The organism is Bacillus sp. GBSW19 (genome assembly GCF_002998655.1).
Lineage (GTDB): Bacteria > Bacillota > Bacilli > Bacillales > Bacillaceae > Bacillus.
This window is the reverse complement of the sequence record NZ_PVRF01000004.1, coordinates 187198-203002: the sequence shown is the minus strand read 5'-3', so window position 1 is coordinate 203002 and position 15805 is coordinate 187198. Positions and strand designations below refer to the sequence as shown.

The window sequence follows — 15805 nt, the reverse complement described above, 5'->3', positions numbered from 1 at the left end:
GGTTGTCTCATGCCTATTATTTTACATCGTTAGACAATTAAATCATAGTCGATGCGTGAAGGTCAGTTACATGCTATGGTACGATGAGAAAAAAGGAGAGATGACATTGATTCATTATCATGCCATTGTCGCAGGACGGGTGCAGGGAGTCGGTTTTCGCTATTTTGTTCAAGGAGAAGCCGTCAATCGCGGGATGAAAGGCTGGGTACGCAACACAGATGAAGGTCATGTCGAGTTAAAGGTAGAGGGTGAGCAGCAAAAGGTGCTTGATTTCTTAAAGACCGTTCGAAAAGGAAGCCCTTTTTCAAAGGTCACAGATATGCAGATGGAGCCGCTCACTGAATTAGCTCATTATAAGGATTTTCGAATAAGGTAATCAAAAAACCTAGCTCTCGCTAGGCTTTTTCTGTCCCATGGTAGGGCTTTTCCTGATAAAAATAATTCGGCTTCACAATGGTATTGTCGTAATGCTTGTGGAAGATGTGGGTAGCAGCTGGTGATACTGGCGGAATCAGCCATGTCCAGTCCCCAGTCAGCTTGCGGTCAGCCTTTTCTTCCTGCTTTTCAAACTGTTTGAATTGATGTGCTGCTGTATGGTGATCAACAATGGTCACCCCTGCTTCTCGGTAAGAATGGAGAACCGCCACATTCAACTCAACAATGGCTTTGTCCTTCCAAAGCGACGCATTCTTTGTCGTGTCCATTCCTAAAATAGAAGCAACTTTTTTCAACATATTGTAGCGATTTTCATCGGCTAGGTTACGTGCGCCAATTTCTGTACCCATATACCATCCGTTAAACGGTGCCGCATTGTAATGAATACCGCCAATCTCTAATTTCATATCAGCAATAATCGGAACGGCGTACCATTTCAATCCTAAATCACGAAATCCTTCATATTCAGGATGGGTAATCTCGACTTCTTGGACGATTTCTTTCGGAAGCTCATACAGAACTGGCGGCTGATCCTTTAGCTGAAACATGAGAGGCAGTATATCAAAATGCGTGCCTTCCCCTTTCCAGCCATGGGCTTCACACAACGTTGTTAATTCAAGAGATGCCTCGTCGCCGATGATGCCATACTCCGTCTCATAGCCTGCATAACGAACGAGCTGATGATTATAAATGACGACTTCCTTTTGCGAATGATTTTCTGGAGGAAAGATCGTAATGGATGGTTTGATTTTCCCACCATTTGTCGCATACTCAATATGATGAAAGAGTGCCTCTTTCACCTCTTCTTCTGTCTTCACATGCCGGCAGTCGTGAACTTGCAGGGTTGACCAAAACAAACGGCCAATGCAGCGGTTGCTGTTGCGCCACGCCATTTTCGCCCCGTGCGCCAATTCCTCTTGTGTGTGAGTATACATCCCTTCAGAGTCAATTTCTTGTTTTATTTCATGCAGACGTGCTGCTTTCTCTTCATTTGACTTGCTTAATTCTTCATAGCATAAAGAAATAAAAGCTTCTGCTTCATTCCACAACGCTTCTTGATTACTCAAACATACTCGCCTCACTTTAATACGAATATATCCATTGTAGCGGTTTCTATTAATAAATTCACTGGTTTCAAACCATTTTTTATCATATCATCCGACCATTGTCCTTAGAGCGCGGATGAATCAATCCGTTTAAGGGTCTGCTCGAGCCAGCGGACATAGCCTTTTTCTCTTTCAATTGCCCTTGTCAGCACTAAGTAATGCCCAAATTGCGCTGAATGAAGCGATTCAGCGGCAGGGTCTTCCTCCGTTAAAGCGTGCAGCTTCTGTTCTAGCATGTCTATTTTTTTGGTGCGCTCTAGCAGTTGATGTGTAAACAAGTCAGCCGCTTCTTTGTTGTCCATGGAAGAGATGAAAAATGTTTTGAGCATGAATTCATCCTTTGTTGTTTCTGGTATCGGGTCTTTTGTCCTTAACCACTGATGCAATTCTGCTTTCCCTGCCTCTGTGATTTGATAGACCTTCTTCTCCAGCTTCTTTCCTTGTATACGAATATCAAATTCAATAAACCCTTCTTCTGTGAGACGCTTCAGCTCAGGGTAAATTTGGCTGTGCTTCGCGCTCCAAAACTGTCCAAGGGAATCCTTAAAATGTTTGGTTATATCATATCCCGTCAGCTCACACTGATCTAGTAAACCAAGAATGGCATATTTTAAAACTCTCATAATGTGCCTCCAACGCTTATTCTTTGACAATATTATACCATAGACTTTAAAATAAACATGTAAATCATGACATGTTTGAAATAACATCATTCTAATGAAAGAAGGAATAAACATGGATCAATTCGTTGGACTTCATATGATTTATACGTATGAAAATGGCTGGGAATATGAGATTTACATTAAAAACGATCACACCATTGATTACCGCATTCATAGCGGAATGGTTGGAGGCCGCTGGGTCCGTGATCAAGAAGTGAATATTGTGAAGCTGACAAAAGGCGTTTACAAAGTTTCTTGGACAGAACCAACTGGGACAGACGTCTCTCTGAACTTTATGCCTGAAGAAAAACGCATGCATGGCGTCATCTTCTTCCCAAAATGGGTGCATGAACGTCCAGATATCACAGTTTGCTATCAAAATGACTATATCGATCTCATGAAAGAATCTCGTGAAAAATACGACACCTATCCAAAATATGTTGTTCCAGAATTTGCGGACATTACGTATATCCATCATGCAGGTGTAAATGACGAAACCATTATCGCCGAAGCACCATATGAAGGCATGACTGATGAAATACGAGCTGGACGAAAATAAAAAAGCAGCACGCACTGTGCCGCTTCTAGATTGTAGACAAAGGGCTAAAATGATGTTTATTTTAGCCCTTTTTTATTTAATGCCTAACGTCTTTTGAGATAGCAAGAACCGGTACACTGGCAGTTCATCGCCCACTTTTGAAGCAATAAACCCAGATGACATATAGCTGTCTTTTGATTCTGGTTCAAGGGCAATTGACAATAAATTCGTTTGCGGCTGCGCCGTGATATATACCTTTGTCCCTTTTGGCAGCTGACGTTTCTTTTGGGTGAGTTTTGTTTCAAGCTGAATATCTGTTTTGCTCTTTTCGTCTCGTTTTGTTACTTGATAGGCTTGTACCGGTACTTTCACGCCGACAGGCAATGTGACACTTTTTAACCCTAAAGTTTGTAGCTTCCGTTCTACCCCTTCATGCCCAGGTAAAACGAGATAAGCTGTCGGTCGTTCTCTCGACATGACAGGAACAGCATCGCTCGCACTGTGAAAGCGTACAGGGACATTGATGGTCTGTCCTTTTTCAATATCCACCATTTCAAGCGAATCATCCATCGGCGCTTTGAAATCATCTTGAATAACCACTTGATCGTCATCATTTGATTGAAGTCCTTTTTTCACCAGCTTCAGTCGCTCCGTCACCATTTGCTGCTTCACCTGCTTAGCATGCTTCACCGTTGTTTCAATGATTTTTTCATGTGTGGTGACTTGTGCTGCGACGCGGCGGGTAAAATCCTCTCTTCCAATTCCAATCCCTCTGCTTTCTACAAGAAAGGATAGCGCTGGCGAGAGCGCCAAGGCATTTCGGCCAATTCGTGCATCCGTTCCGCCTTCATAGAGATCGATCTTTCCATCCTTTCCTCTTGTGCTTGTATAATATAAATCATTCGAAAATCCTTGATTTGTCAGCGTTTCACGGACGCCGCTCACATATAATTCATTTGACGTGAGCCGGATGCTTTCTGGAATATTCAAGTTCTTGCCTGATAATATCAGTAAATCGTGATATTTGAGGGCACCCGCTGAGCCGATATCATCAAACTGCTTTTGTCCCACATCGTATTCATGGGCATCAATGACTACTTCTGGTGCATACCGATTAAATTCTTGATGCAGGGCTGTGAGCTCTGGAGATTCTAATGTCATATGATCACGGTTTCCATCCGTTCCGTTTGCAAGCCTGCGGTCAAACGCATAAGAACCATCAGGATTGATTCTCGGGACAATGATCATATTCACATGATTGAGTATACGCTCTCCTTGTTCACCTGCTAATCGTTTTGCGATGACGAGAGCAGATTCACCGGAGGCTGGTTCATTTCCGTGTATTTGTGCTTGAAGCCAGATCGTTGGCTTTTTTGAAAGTGGAGAGATATGACGATCCTTTGTAAAGTAGAGAGCTGAAATGGACCGTCCTTCAATGGATGTTCCAATCTGTTTCTGCGTAGCGTAAGGACTTTTGCGGACAATATCACGTAAGAATTCTTGAAGCTCTTCTTGTGTCGTAAAGGCTTCTCCTTTTTTCTGAAAGGCAGGGGTGTCGAACGTCTCGTCAGGTTCAGGGTATAGCTTCTTCACTGAGGCCGGCTGTTCATAACTCTTTCCAAAATAAGGGGTATCTGCATGAGCTGAAGCTGGGCTCACCATCGACAAACTTCCTGCTATGAGGCATACAGCAGTAAAAAGAATCGTGCCTTTTCGGTTGGACATGCTATCCTCTCCCTTCGTTGATTTGCATTATAAAGAAAAAAACAGTAAAAGTGTCAGTATTTTTCAAAAATATATCTTTTGGAGGAACAAGAGTGTCTTTGTATAGGGCAAATGAATCGAGCCTGCTCGGCAATATGACCTAAAAAAAGTGCCTGCTCAAGTAGCAGACACTCTTTTATTTACCAAATGGAGATGGCCCCAATAAGTATCGACATGACCGTCATGGCGACGACTGCAAGTACAGCCCATTTCATGCCAAACTTCTGATGCTGATCCAGTGATACCCCAACAAGTCCAACAAGTAAATGAGTCGATGGAACAAGTGGGCTTAGCATATGAATCGGCTGACCAATAATAGAAGCTCTCGCGATTTCGATTTTATCAACACCGTATGCTGCCGCTGTTTCTGATAGGATCGGCAGGACCCCATAAAAGTATGCATCATTCGGCATAAAGAACGTAAATATCCCGCTCGTTAACGCAACAATGACTGGAATGAAGCCGCCAAGCTGCTCTGGAATGGCAGATACAATCGAAATCGCCATTTCATCGACCATTTTCGTTCCAGTTAAGATGCCTGTAAAAACCCCTGCCGCAAAAATCATGGAAGCAATGGCTAAGACGTTGGTTGAATGAGCCGCAATCCGTTCACGCTGCTGTTCAAGGTTCGGATAGTTCACGATAATCGCCACACAGAAAGCAAGAACAAATAGAACCGTTAAGCTGACTTTTCCTGAGACAAGAAGGAGCACCAATAACAACGTAAGCGTCAAGTTAAACCACCAAAGTTTCGGCCGCTTGATGTCATCCTGTAGTGCCGCTGCCATTTCATTTGCATGAATCGGCTGGTCGAGCTCAATGACACCAAGACGTTTTCTTTCAGACTTCCCAAGAAAGTATGCCACCACAATCATGCTCAAAACCCCTGCACCAATGACTGGAATCATCGGGCCAAATAAAAGTGAAGGATCAACGCCAAGTGCACTCGCCGCTCTAGGTGTGGCACCTCCCCATGGAATCGTATTCATAATCCCCATGCCAACTCCGGCAATCCCCGCTAAAATAATCGGACGGATGCCAAGCAGCGTAAATAACGGAAGCATCGCTGTTGTTGTAATCATGTACGTTGTTGTCCCGTCACCATCAAGTGCAACAAGCATGGTCAGGACAGCTGTTCCGACGACAATTTTTAATGGATCACCTTTGACAATGTTTAAAATTTTCGCCACCATTGGATCAAATAAACCAGCATCAATCATAATGCCAAAGTACAAAATCGCAAACATAATCATGACCGCTGTCGGCGCGACTTGCTGCACACCTTTGACAATCATGTCTGAAATTTCAGTAAAATGAAAACCTGCAATAAGAGCAAATGCAATTGGTGTTAACACCAATGCCGTTAAAACAGACATACGTTTCGTCATAATCAAAACCATAAATACAACCATCATAAGAAATCCTAAGATTGCTAACACTTTGTTCACCCCTTATGTTGTATACGCTTTCATTAAATGTTGGTATCCCATTTCCAACCCTTTCTGTCATGATATCTGACGTTGAAATTGAAGTAAATATTATGAATTTTAATTCTTTTTCGGTCGATAAATGCTTTTTGTTCATTTTGTTCAAACTTTGATTTTGATGGATTCCATGAAAAAAAGCGGTCTCACTCGACCGCTTGTTCTCCTTGGATAAACTGCTCATATCGCCTTAATTGCTCCTCCATAAAGATCTTTGCCTCTTTGCTGTTCATATAACGACTTGTCCAGCCCTTTTGCTTTAATTGCTTTTTCCAGGACTTCGTTTGTGTCATTTTTTGAAGAAGCTGATCCCACTCACGAATGTCATGCTGACTCATTTGTTTTGGGCCCATCACACCACGCCAATGAGAGAAGATGAGCGGGATGCCTTGCTCTTTCCAAGTCGGCACATCTTCAAATCCCGCTAAACGCTGATTCGTTGTGGTTGCTACTAGCTTTAGCCTCTTCTTTTCATAATCATGACGAACTTCTGTAATCGTGGTAGTTGCTGCATCGACTTCATGATCTATGAGCGCTTGGAATAAATCATCTGCACTGTCAAATTTCAAAAATTGGATGCGGTATGGATCAATTCCTGCCATTTCTGCCGCTCGTGCGAATGAGATTTGATCATCATTACCGAAGTCTGGGGCAAATCCAATTTTTAAGGAATCGGGTTTCTTCTTTAGTGAGTTTAATAGCTCCTTCCCATTTGAAAAGGAAGAATCCACTGGGACTGCGACGACCTGCCACTCTTCTGCCAAAATGGCGAGCGGTGTGACATCGTTCATTGTCATGTTACTGCTGCCAAGCAAATTACGGCTTAACAATAAGCTTGAATTCAAACTAACATAGTTGGTATCTCGCTCCATCATATATGTCCATCCTTTATCCACCGTTCCGCCTCTTTGATAAAGGATATTCACCGGCCGCTTCACCAGCTTTTCTTTCTCGAGCACTGATTTCATCACTTGAGCTGTTTGGTCAAAGCCGCCGTCAGGGACACCAGACACCACAATATATAATGGGCTGTGCTGCAGGAAAGAGTCGCCTCCCTTTTTTTCATTAAAGGTGAGCGTCATACAAAGACAGATCATAATGACAAGGCATATTCCTTTTTTCATCTTTTATGACTCCGCTTGCTTTATGGCAGGATAATATTTCCGTTCTGGTCTGCCAATGATTCCGTACGCAAGCTCTGCCCGGCATTCTCCTGTTGTCACGAGATACTCGACGTACCGTCTCGCTGTTGTGCGTGAAGCCCCCATCTTTTCTCCGAGTTCTTCCGCTGTAATCCCATTATTCTCTGATGCCATCAATGTTTTCACCTTGTCCAAAGTCAGCGAATTGATCCCTGTAGGCAGGTCCCTGCCATCCTTTTCTTTTGGCTCTTCTTGCATCTGTCCAAAAAACAAATCAATCATCGTTTGATTGACTTCATCCTTAGAATTGATGATGTCTTTCTTCTCTTTATATTCGGTTAAAACTTGCGCAAACTTTTGTGCGGTCACTGGTTTGATTAAATAATGAACCACTCCGTAATGAAGTGCATCTCTTAAAAGTGTCGTTTCTGTTGCAGCCGTGATAATAATCACATCTATTTCTGGATAGTGTTCTCTTAAAAGCGGCAACAGGTTTGTACCGAGCTCATCGGGCATATATACATCAAGCAAGATGAGGTCGACTTGTTCCTTTTGGAGCGCCTCCCACATATCTTTTGCACTCTTTGCCTTTCCGGCGATTTGAAATCCTTCTATTTGTTGTATATAAGATTCATGAATGGCTGCGATTCGAAAATCATCCTCCGCAATGAGTACCTTCATCACCATTTATTCCCCCTTTGTGCCTTTCGGTATGTATGCAGTGAAGATGGCACCGCCTTCTTTTTGGTTCGTCACTTCAATCCAGCCCCCAAGTTCGTCCAACACTTCTTTCACATTCGCTAGCCCGTAGCCTCGTCCTTCCCCCTTTGACGAATGGCCTCTTGTGAAAATATGTGAAAGTTCTTCCTCGTTTACTCCATCACCTGAATCAGATACTTCTATGATAATATCAAACCCAATATCTGTAATGAACAGGCTTACCTCGCGCGTCTCCTTATTTAGTACGGCCTCAAAGGCGTTATCTACAAGATTACCAATGATGGTAATAAAGTGAGATAGACTTAAATGTGGTGAAAGCGGCTCCAATGAACTATTTTCATCGATGTGGAAATGAACCTTCTTCTCAGATGCTTTCCCTAACTTGCCGAGTAAGATGGCTTGTATTTTAGGAGATCGAATTTGCTTCATGAGTAAATCGTGCTGACGGTTTTGCAGCGTATATTCTTCCTTTATTAAGTCGATGGCCTCATCCACTTGCTTCAGCTCAAGCAAACCTAAAATGGCGTACAGCTTATTTGAGAATTCATGCGTTTGTGCCCTCAGGTCTTCTGAATATTGGCTGACCTCTGTTAATGTATCCAGCAGCTTCGTCAGCTCTGTTTTCTCTCGGAAGCTCACAATTCCCCCAAAAACTCGATTGTCCTGGACCACTTTTTTCACATTTAAGACATAGGTTTTATCATTGACGACGGTTTCGATGTTCGGTTCAATCGTTTCTGCCTTTAAATAGAAAAGGAGATTGGCTTTTGGCAAGACTTGGTCAATATGAAGCGGCAGCTCGGATGAAACGCGCAGCATGTGTTCAGCAGATGTATTCATCATCGTTATCGCGCCTTTGCGGTCAAATGCAATAATCCCTTCTTTTATAGCAAGCAGCATCGCTTCTCTTTCTCGAAATAATGAAGCAATTTCGTGCGGTTCAAGCCCTAATGTATCTTTGCGAATACTTCTTGTTAAAAAAATCGCTCCGAATATACCAGGCAAGAGCACAAAAAGGGCAATATAGCTAAGCTTGATTAGTTGATGGGCTGTCGCTTGATCAATTTCCTTTTTTAAAAATTCGACGGTGACTGTGCCAATAATTTCTTCATGCTTGCCTGTTTCTTTCATAATCGGGGCACTGCCTCTGACAACGATTTCACCATTAGAATCACCCGTTGATATGGAGGTTCCCCCAAATAGCAGGGTACTTCTTCCTCTAAATACACTGATGGTTTTTCCTACATTCTCATGATTCGTATGAAAAAGGACCTTCCCTTTTTGATTGGTAATGAAGATGGCATGTGCTCTGACTTGATCCTTCATTTGCTCAAGCACTGCCTGTTCTTCATACTCAGACACTGATGAGGTGCCCACCGATGTTTTAATGGGCGGCATATATGAGATTGTTCTAGCGGTTTGCACCGCCAGCTGTTCAGCTTGCCGCTGCCTTTCTGATGTCTGCAGAAAACCAAAACAAATGGTCAATAACGCAATGACAACAAGCAAAAGCCCGATAATTAACCCCAAAATTTTCGTTTGTAAAGTGACTTTCCTTTTGCCCATCCTCACCGCTACAACCCCTAATTCAAGTAGATTCATCGACTAGACTTTAAGAAAATCATATCATTTTTTCTTACGAAGTTAAGAGAAAATTCATTCAAACAAAAAAGGACGACTCAAATCGAGTCATCCCTGTTTCAATTACGTGATAGATAAGCCTGCACTCGCATAGCCTGCTACAGTGTTAATTAAAGATAAGCCTGTTGCAGTCGCAGAGAAAACAACCAGTAATCTTGTTTCTGCTGTAACTGGCACATTCAGGCCGGTAGCGATTCCGTTTGAAATAGCACCAATAGTTAAAATCCCCGTTAATGGTGGTGCCAATGTGACACTCGCTACTTGAGTGAAGCTGTTATCTGGTGTCGGTGAAGCAAATAAGCTAGCTGTCACTGTAATACTCGTGCCGACTAAAGCCAATGCTGCCGTAGTACTAAAGTATCCGGCAAATGAAGTAATAGTGCCATCCCTTGGTACAGAGAATGCCATATTTAAAAGAGTACCTGCTGCTCCTGTTAAGTCGATGATACCACCTAGTATGCTAACGCCTGTTGCAGAGCTACCAAAGCCGACCAAACTAGAAGTTCCGACAAGACCCCCTGCAATTGTAGTCAAGACAGCAGGGGTACCTGATGCAAATGGAATAATCGCACTCGATCCAGTTGCTCCGGTTGCTCCTGTAACTCCGGTGGCGCCGGTATCTCCTGTGGCTCCCGTTACTCCAGTCGCTCCGGTGACTCCGGTGGCGCCGGTATCTCCGGTCGCTCCGGTGACTCCGGTCGCGCCAGTATCTCCTGTGGCTCCTGTGGCTCCTGTGACTCCGGTGGCCCCGATATCTCCTGTGGCTCCCGTTACTCCGGTCGCTCCGGTGACTCCGGTATCACCTGTGGCTCCTGTGACTCCGGTGGCGCCAGTATCTCCTGTGGCTCCCGTTACTCCGGTCGCTCCGGTGACTCCGGTCGCGCCAGTATCTCCTGTGGCTCCCGTTACTCCGGTCGCTCCGGTGGCGCCGGTATCTCCTGTGGCTCCCGTTACTCCAGTCGCTCCGGTGGCGCCGGTATCTCCGGTCGCTCCTGTGACTCCGGTATCTCCGGTCGCTCCGGTGACTCCGGTCGCGCCGATATCTCCGGTCGCTCCGGTGACTCCGGTGGCGCCAGTATCTCCTGTGGCTCCTGTGACTCCGGTGGCCCCGATATCTCCTGTGGCTCCCGTTACTCCAGTCGCTCCGGTGACTCCGGTATCTCCTGTGGCTCCTGTGACTCCGGTGGCGCCAGTATCTCCTGTGGCTCCCGTTACTCCGGTCGCTCCGGTGACTCCGGTGGCGCCGGTATCTCCTGTGGCGCCAGTATCTCCTGTGGCTCCTGTGACTCCGGTCGCTCCAGTATCTCCTGTTGCTCCCGTTACTCCGGTCGCTCCGGTGACCCCGATATCTCCGGTTGCTCCGGTAACTCCAGTCGCACCTGTATCTCCTGTTGCACCGGTCGCTCCTGTACCTGTTGCTCCTGTGATCCCGGTTGCTCCGGTAACTCCAGTCGCTCCCGTATCACCTGTTGCACCGGTCGCTCCTGTACCTGTTGCTCCTGTGGCTCCTGTGGCTCCTGTGGCTCCTGTGATTCCGGTTGCTCCGGTAACTCCAGTCGCACCTGTATCTCCTGTCGCACCGGTTGCTCCTGTACCTGTTGCTCCTGTGATCCCGGTTGCTCCGGTAACTCCAGTCGCACCTGTATCTCCTGTTGCACCGGTTGCTCCTGTACCTGTTGCTCCTGTGGCTCCTGTGATTCCGGTTGCTCCGGTAACTCCAGTCGCACCTGTATCTCCTGTCGCACCGGTCGCTCCTGTACCTGTTGCTCCGGTTGCACCCGTTTCACCAGCAGCTGCTAACAATGTATAATCTGGTGACGTACCTGGCGTACCTGTTGGCGGCGCTGAATTCACCACATACGTACTTCCATCGAATGTCACGACTTGACCTACTGGATAGGTTGGGGCTACCGCTGGATCAAATGCCACGATGCCCGTTAAGCCTACACCAGTGGCTCCAGTTGCTCCTGCCGGGCCTGCTGGACCCGCTGGACCCACTGCACCTGCTGGACCTGCTGGGCCTCTTCTTCCTCTCCCGCCTGGCGGACCTTGAATCACACAAACACAAGGATCTTTTCCGCAGCAAGGATTTTTCACTGGTTTCCCTGGCTTTCCAGATTTCCCTTTCTTACAACTATCACATTCCCAGCCGTCATCCTTATACGCATCATACCAGCTTCCTTTTTGGTAGTGGTCTGTCGAATGAGTTGGATATGTCTTTCCGCATTGTCTACATCTTCTCATGGAATCACCCCCCATCCATCGTATTCATCATTCCTTGGAAAGGTGTATGTACACTTTTATTTTTATCAAGAAGTATTGAAAAGACCTTGCGCTCGATGCACAAAGTCTTACATTTATTAGAATTTTATTGTCATTTTGATATCTTTTCCAACCATACTATATTCAATATCTGCTGGACGGATCGCTTCTTTTAGTTTTTTCACCCCCTCTCCTTCAAAAAAAGTAGGTGCATGTTTTCCACCGATTAATAAAGGTGCCATATAAATGACGGCTTCATTGACTAGTGATTCTTCTAAAAAGGACGCACTCACATTTCCTCCTGCTTCAACGAGAACTGACATGACAGAACGTTCCTTCAGCATTCGTAACACGTCATGAATATTTGTCCGCTGCTCTCCGCTTGTGACATAGACTTGATGCCCTTTATCTACCAGCTGTTCATACTTTTTCTGATCATACATGTGCGAGGTGCAAATAATGGTTTCGGCCATATGATCTGTTAAACATTTCGCATGAAGCGGAATCCTTAATGTGGAATCTAAAATGACACGAATGGGCTGGGTCGCCATTGAATCTTTCACAATAAGACCTGCATCATCTTGAATAATCGTTTCGACACCTGTTATCACAGCATCGGCTTCTTGACGCAATTGCTGCACTTCTTTCCTCGCTTCTGTTCCTGTGATCCATTTGCTTTCAAGATGAGATGTTGCAATTTTCCCGTCTAACGAAATGGCTGATTTTAAGATGACGTAAGGAAGGTCTGATTGAATGAAATGAAAAAAAGGCACATTTAAGCGATCCGCCTCCTGTTTACATATTCCTTCATCTACTTCGATCCCTGCTTGTTTCAACATGGTAACCCCCTTACCTGCGACAAGCGGATTTGGGTCTTGCGTCGCAATGACTACACGTTTCACACCACTTTTGATAATGGCTTCCGTGCAAGGACCCGTTTTCCCATGATGCGAACAAGGTTCAAGCGTCACATACATGTCAGCTCCCTTTGCCTTTTCCCCTGCCATTTGCAGCGCATGAATTTCAGCATGAGGTTCGCCCGCCTTCATGTGAGCACCAATCCCAACAATCTCACCTTGCTGTACAATGACTGCACCGACAAGCGGATTTGGGGAGGTTTGCCCTTTCATTGCCTTTGCGTTGGCAATCGCCAGCTTCATATAAAAAACATCGTCTTTCATGTGAGTCTCCTTTCTTCTCTTTCAAGGGAAAGAACTCCTTCAGGAAATGAAGGAGTTCTATTCTCATGTGCTATATTTTTTCCATCCGTTTCTTTTCAGATCGATCATAGTAAGGCAAGGAATAAAAAAGTTTATATGATGCTCGTTGTTTACAAAAACAGCATTTGCGTAATTCATATTTATTAATGAGGAGCACATGCGGACAATTGAGTACAGTCAGGCCTTTTTTCATATGTTCCTTGCAAACACTTATCATGAGAATCCCCCGCTTACATTCTTTTTCTTAATGAGAGATTACTTCTTTCGGAAATTGTTCAAATAAGCGCAGTACTTCAGTATGTGTGCCATCTTCTCGAATATGATAAATCCCGCCGTCATATGAGCTTGCGTATACATCATTGCCTAATTGTCTGATGGCACTAATCCCATTCTTGGCAATTCTAATTGGGCCGGTATTGACATCTAGCTCTGGATTCCACACAACGACATAGCCCCAATAATCTCCGCTCACAATATAGCCAGAGTCTGTGACAGAGACAGATTTAATAGAATACTGGTGTTCATTATGCTGGTCTAAAATTCTTCCTGTATGCAAATCAAACAATCTCACATTCTTGTCACGGCTGACAATGGCAATACGATCTCTTTTACTATCAATGAATACATCATTTAACAGCTCTGTCGCTCCGATATATTTCGCTTTTAAAGACAAGCTCTTCTTATCTAAAAGACAGATGGTTCCTTCTACCGCGGCTGTGATGATATGATCTCCTTCTACTTTTAATGCTTTAACAGCACAATCGTGTGCTTTGGAACGGCCAATTTCCTTTAAATGTTCTGTCGAAATGACATGTACATAACCGCCGTAAGTTCCAATATAGAATTGCCGATCCTCCTCGTGGAAATACACACTGTTGACCGGCCCTGTGTTGAGATCAAACGAAACCATTTGCTGTAATGATTCATGAACAATATGCACCTGACTTGCATGATCTCCCCACGCATAATAGCTTCCATCTCGTGCGACAGCCACTCCATTTGTTAAAACGCCTGTCGATTTAGCGATTTCAATCCCGTTCTTTCTGAATTTTCCGTCATCTGATGCTGTGATGATATCTCCCGCATCAGTCAGCGCAATATCATTAATAGATGGTGTCGCCATTTCAATCTCATCTGATACAACTTTTCCCTTTTCAATAGACCATTCACAATACGTTTTTCCAAAGCTGGCTCCTAGGATGGATTTCTCATCTTCCGTCCAGACAAGCGAACGCTCCCACTGATATTTATGAGGCAGCAACGTATCGACTAAATCCCCTGTTTCATAATTCCACAGCTTAATTAAATGGTCATAGCCTGCTGTCAGCAAGTAATTGCCGCTTGGAGAAAAGTTCACCCGCTTGACGCCCTGTAAATGGGCTTTAATGATTTTTTTCTCCTGTAAAGTAACCGCATCATAAATAATGACGGTGCCATCGTCTCTGCCAAGTGCGAACACTTCTTTTTGATTGCTGCCGCTGATTGTGTCCAGCTCATAATCAAACGGACCAATTTCTCCTACAATTTCTCCTGTATCATACAACCATACAAGAACGTAGCCATCATCACCTGTTGTATAAGCTTTATCTCCATGTATCCATACAGCTAATACATCTTTGCTATGTCCATGGAATTCTCTTAAAATAGCTCCTGTTTCGATATCCCACACTAAGCACCTTCTATCTCTAGACACCGATACTAGTAAGGTATCCTGTTTGGCAAAGGCGACGGCTTCTACATCATCTGCATGACCAAACAGGGTGCGAATTCGAGTATGAGTGTCTGTATCATACAATTGAATGGTGTAGTCTGACGATGCACTCGCTAAATACTTTCCGTTTTCAGAAAGAGATAAAGAGTTAATGATATGCTCGTGACTTCCAATAAACGTTCCTTCTCCTGTTGCCCGGTTCCACTTATAAATACAACGGTCATAGCCGCCAGTGTAAACAATTTGGTCCTGCTGAGTTGATAAAACAGATGTAATCGGTCCTCTATGCATGATTTTACACTCCCACCTTTATATGTTGTTTTTGACGAGTCACTATACGAAAGCCAGTAAATCGGAAAACGGGATCTGGATGCTTCCCGTGTCTTCTGGCGACTCTGCATAAATCTCCGCCTCTTGCAAAGGAGCCGCCTTTTAAAATGTAGTAATCACTGCCAAGCGTCTCCGTTAAATCATCTACGACCTCGATGCCGCCTTCGTATACATGATATTTGGTGTTGACCCATTCCTCGACGTTTCCCCCCATATCATAAAGACCAAATAAGGATCTGCCCTTTTTGTATTGACGGACAGGCGTCGTTTTTTCAATATTTGATTCGAACGTATTACATAAAGAAGGATCAAACTCATCTCCCCACGGGTATTGATTTCTCGTATTTCCCCGGGCAGCATATTCCCATTCTTCTTCAGTAGGAATCGACACGTCTATCCCAAGTTTCCCGCTCAGCCACTGGCAGAACGAGAAGGCTTCCTCGATATCCATGCCCCAAGCCGGATGATCTTTCCCGCCACCAAGCTCTTGATTCGTTAAGCTCTCCGGGTACGCCTGGCCTGTTTCATCACAGTAGCTTTGATACCATTCATTGGTGACGACCGTATCTGAAATAAAAAATTCATTGATATACGGCTGATAGGATGGAAATTCTTTGTACAGCCATTTTTGAAATTTTTTCTCACGGCCGTAGGTTGGATTGAGAAGCTTGTCCTTCCAGAATTCTGATGCCTTTTTCATATCTTCTTCATTACTTCCAATCGTTGCATAGCCGCTTGGGATTTGAATCCAATTGATTTCAGGTTTCACGCTTTTCTCCCGCCTTCTTTA

Annotated in this window: 13 protein-coding genes; 2 read left to right on the top strand and 11 right to left on the bottom strand. The window is 44.5% G+C overall.

Annotated elements, in window-relative coordinates; all coding sequences use genetic code 11:
* The first annotated feature begins 106 nt into the window (after positions 1-106).
* On the top strand, positions 107-376 hold the full coding sequence (locus tag C6344_RS17270; protein WP_034665208.1) for an acylphosphatase: 270 nt from the start codon (positions 107-109) through the stop codon (positions 374-376).
* Between the two features lie 19 nt (positions 377-395).
* Here C6344_RS17270 and C6344_RS17265 read toward each other — a convergent pair whose 3' ends face one another.
* Together C6344_RS17265 and C6344_RS17260 are read right to left on the bottom strand one after the other, a co-directional pair.
* On the bottom strand, positions 396-1502 hold the full coding sequence (locus C6344_RS17265; protein ID WP_066031173.1) for a nitric oxide synthase oxygenase: 1107 nt from the start codon (positions 1500-1502) through the stop codon (positions 396-398).
* 104 nt (positions 1503-1606) lie between these two features.
* Positions 1607-2164: a PadR family transcriptional regulator gene (locus C6344_RS17260; RefSeq protein WP_034665213.1), complete on the bottom strand. Its 558-nt coding sequence runs from the start codon at positions 2162-2164 to the stop codon at positions 1607-1609.
* A gap of 112 nt (positions 2165-2276) precedes the next feature.
* Here C6344_RS17260 and C6344_RS17255 point away from each other — a divergent pair, with 112 nt between their 5' ends.
* Positions 2277-2762, top strand: coding sequence for a phenolic acid decarboxylase (locus C6344_RS17255; RefSeq protein WP_106031346.1), 486 nt, complete (start codon positions 2277-2279; stop codon positions 2760-2762).
* 72 nt (positions 2763-2834) lie between these two features.
* On the opposite strand, the gene C6344_RS17250 is transcribed toward C6344_RS17255, so the two are convergent.
* The 9 genes from C6344_RS17250 to C6344_RS17210 form a co-directional block, all read right to left on the bottom strand.
* Positions 2835-4466 carry a M14 family metallopeptidase gene (locus tag C6344_RS17250; protein ID WP_106071869.1) on the bottom strand — a complete coding sequence of 544 codons (1632 nt, stop codon included), beginning with the start codon at positions 4464-4466 and terminating at the stop codon, positions 2835-2837.
* A gap of 179 nt (positions 4467-4645) precedes the next feature.
* On the bottom strand, positions 4646-5944 hold the full coding sequence (citM, locus tag C6344_RS17245) for an Mg(2+)/citrate complex secondary transporter CitM (protein WP_034665220.1): 1299 nt from the start codon (positions 5942-5944) through the stop codon (positions 4646-4648).
* A gap of 191 nt (positions 5945-6135) precedes the next feature.
* On the bottom strand, positions 6136-7113 hold the full coding sequence (locus tag C6344_RS17240) for a tripartite tricarboxylate transporter substrate-binding protein (RefSeq protein ID WP_106073145.1): 978 nt from the start codon (positions 7111-7113) through the stop codon (positions 6136-6138).
* A 3-nt stretch (positions 7114-7116) separates the two neighbouring features.
* Positions 7117-7815, bottom strand: a complete 699-nt coding sequence (locus C6344_RS17235; RefSeq protein ID WP_066031780.1) for a response regulator — start codon at positions 7813-7815, stop codon at positions 7117-7119.
* 3 nt (positions 7816-7818) lie between these two features.
* On the bottom strand, positions 7819-9417 hold the full coding sequence (locus C6344_RS17230) for a sensor histidine kinase (RefSeq protein WP_106073144.1): 1599 nt from the start codon (positions 9415-9417) through the stop codon (positions 7819-7821).
* A 138-nt stretch (positions 9418-9555) separates the two neighbouring features.
* Positions 9556-11736, bottom strand: coding sequence for an exosporium glycoprotein BclB-related protein (locus C6344_RS17225; RefSeq protein WP_106073143.1), 2181 nt, complete (start codon positions 11734-11736; stop codon positions 9556-9558).
* Between the two features lie 116 nt (positions 11737-11852).
* A complete protein-coding gene (gene ribD / locus C6344_RS17220) occupies positions 11853-12935 on the bottom strand; it encodes a bifunctional diaminohydroxyphosphoribosylaminopyrimidine deaminase/5-amino-6-(5-phosphoribosylamino)uracil reductase RibD (protein ID WP_060595748.1) in 1083 nt (360 codons plus the stop codon).
* A 283-nt stretch (positions 12936-13218) separates the two neighbouring features.
* Entirely contained in the window at positions 13219-14976 is a 1758-nt protein-coding gene (locus tag C6344_RS17215; RefSeq protein WP_106073142.1) for a WD40 repeat domain-containing protein, read from the bottom strand.
* A 4-nt stretch (positions 14977-14980) separates the two neighbouring features.
* A complete protein-coding gene (locus C6344_RS17210) occupies positions 14981-15784 on the bottom strand; it encodes a formylglycine-generating enzyme family protein (protein ID WP_106073141.1) in 804 nt (267 codons plus the stop codon).
* Positions 15785-15805 lie beyond the last annotated feature (21 nt).

What these genes read in the sequence shown, in the direction of transcription:
- C6344_RS17260 (WP_034665213.1), bottom strand. Translation starts at nt 2,164, where the DNA reads ATGAGAGTTTTAAAATATGCCATTCTTGGTTTACTAGATCAGTGTGAG.
- C6344_RS17255 (WP_106031346.1), top strand. Translation starts at nt 2,277, where the DNA reads ATGGATCAATTCGTTGGACTTCATATGATTTATACGTATGAAAATGGC.
- C6344_RS17250 (WP_106071869.1), bottom strand. Translation starts at nt 4,466, where the DNA reads ATGTCCAACCGAAAAGGCACGATTCTTTTTACTGCTGTATGCCTCATA.
- C6344_RS17240 (WP_106073145.1), bottom strand. Translation starts at nt 7,113, where the DNA reads ATGAAAAAAGGAATATGCCTTGTCATTATGATCTGTCTTTGTATGACG.
- C6344_RS17230 (WP_106073144.1), bottom strand. Translation starts at nt 9,417, where the DNA reads ATGGGCAAAAGGAAAGTCACTTTACAAACGAAAATTTTGGGGTTAATT.
- C6344_RS17225 (WP_106073143.1), bottom strand. Translation starts at nt 11,736, where the DNA reads ATGAGAAGATGTAGACAATGCGGAAAGACATATCCAACTCATTCGACA.
- ribD (WP_060595748.1), bottom strand. Translation starts at nt 12,935, where the DNA reads ATGAAAGACGATGTTTTTTATATGAAGCTGGCGATTGCCAACGCAAAG.
- C6344_RS17215 (WP_106073142.1), bottom strand. Translation starts at nt 14,976, where the DNA reads ATGCATAGAGGACCGATTACATCTGTTTTATCAACTCAGCAGGACCAA.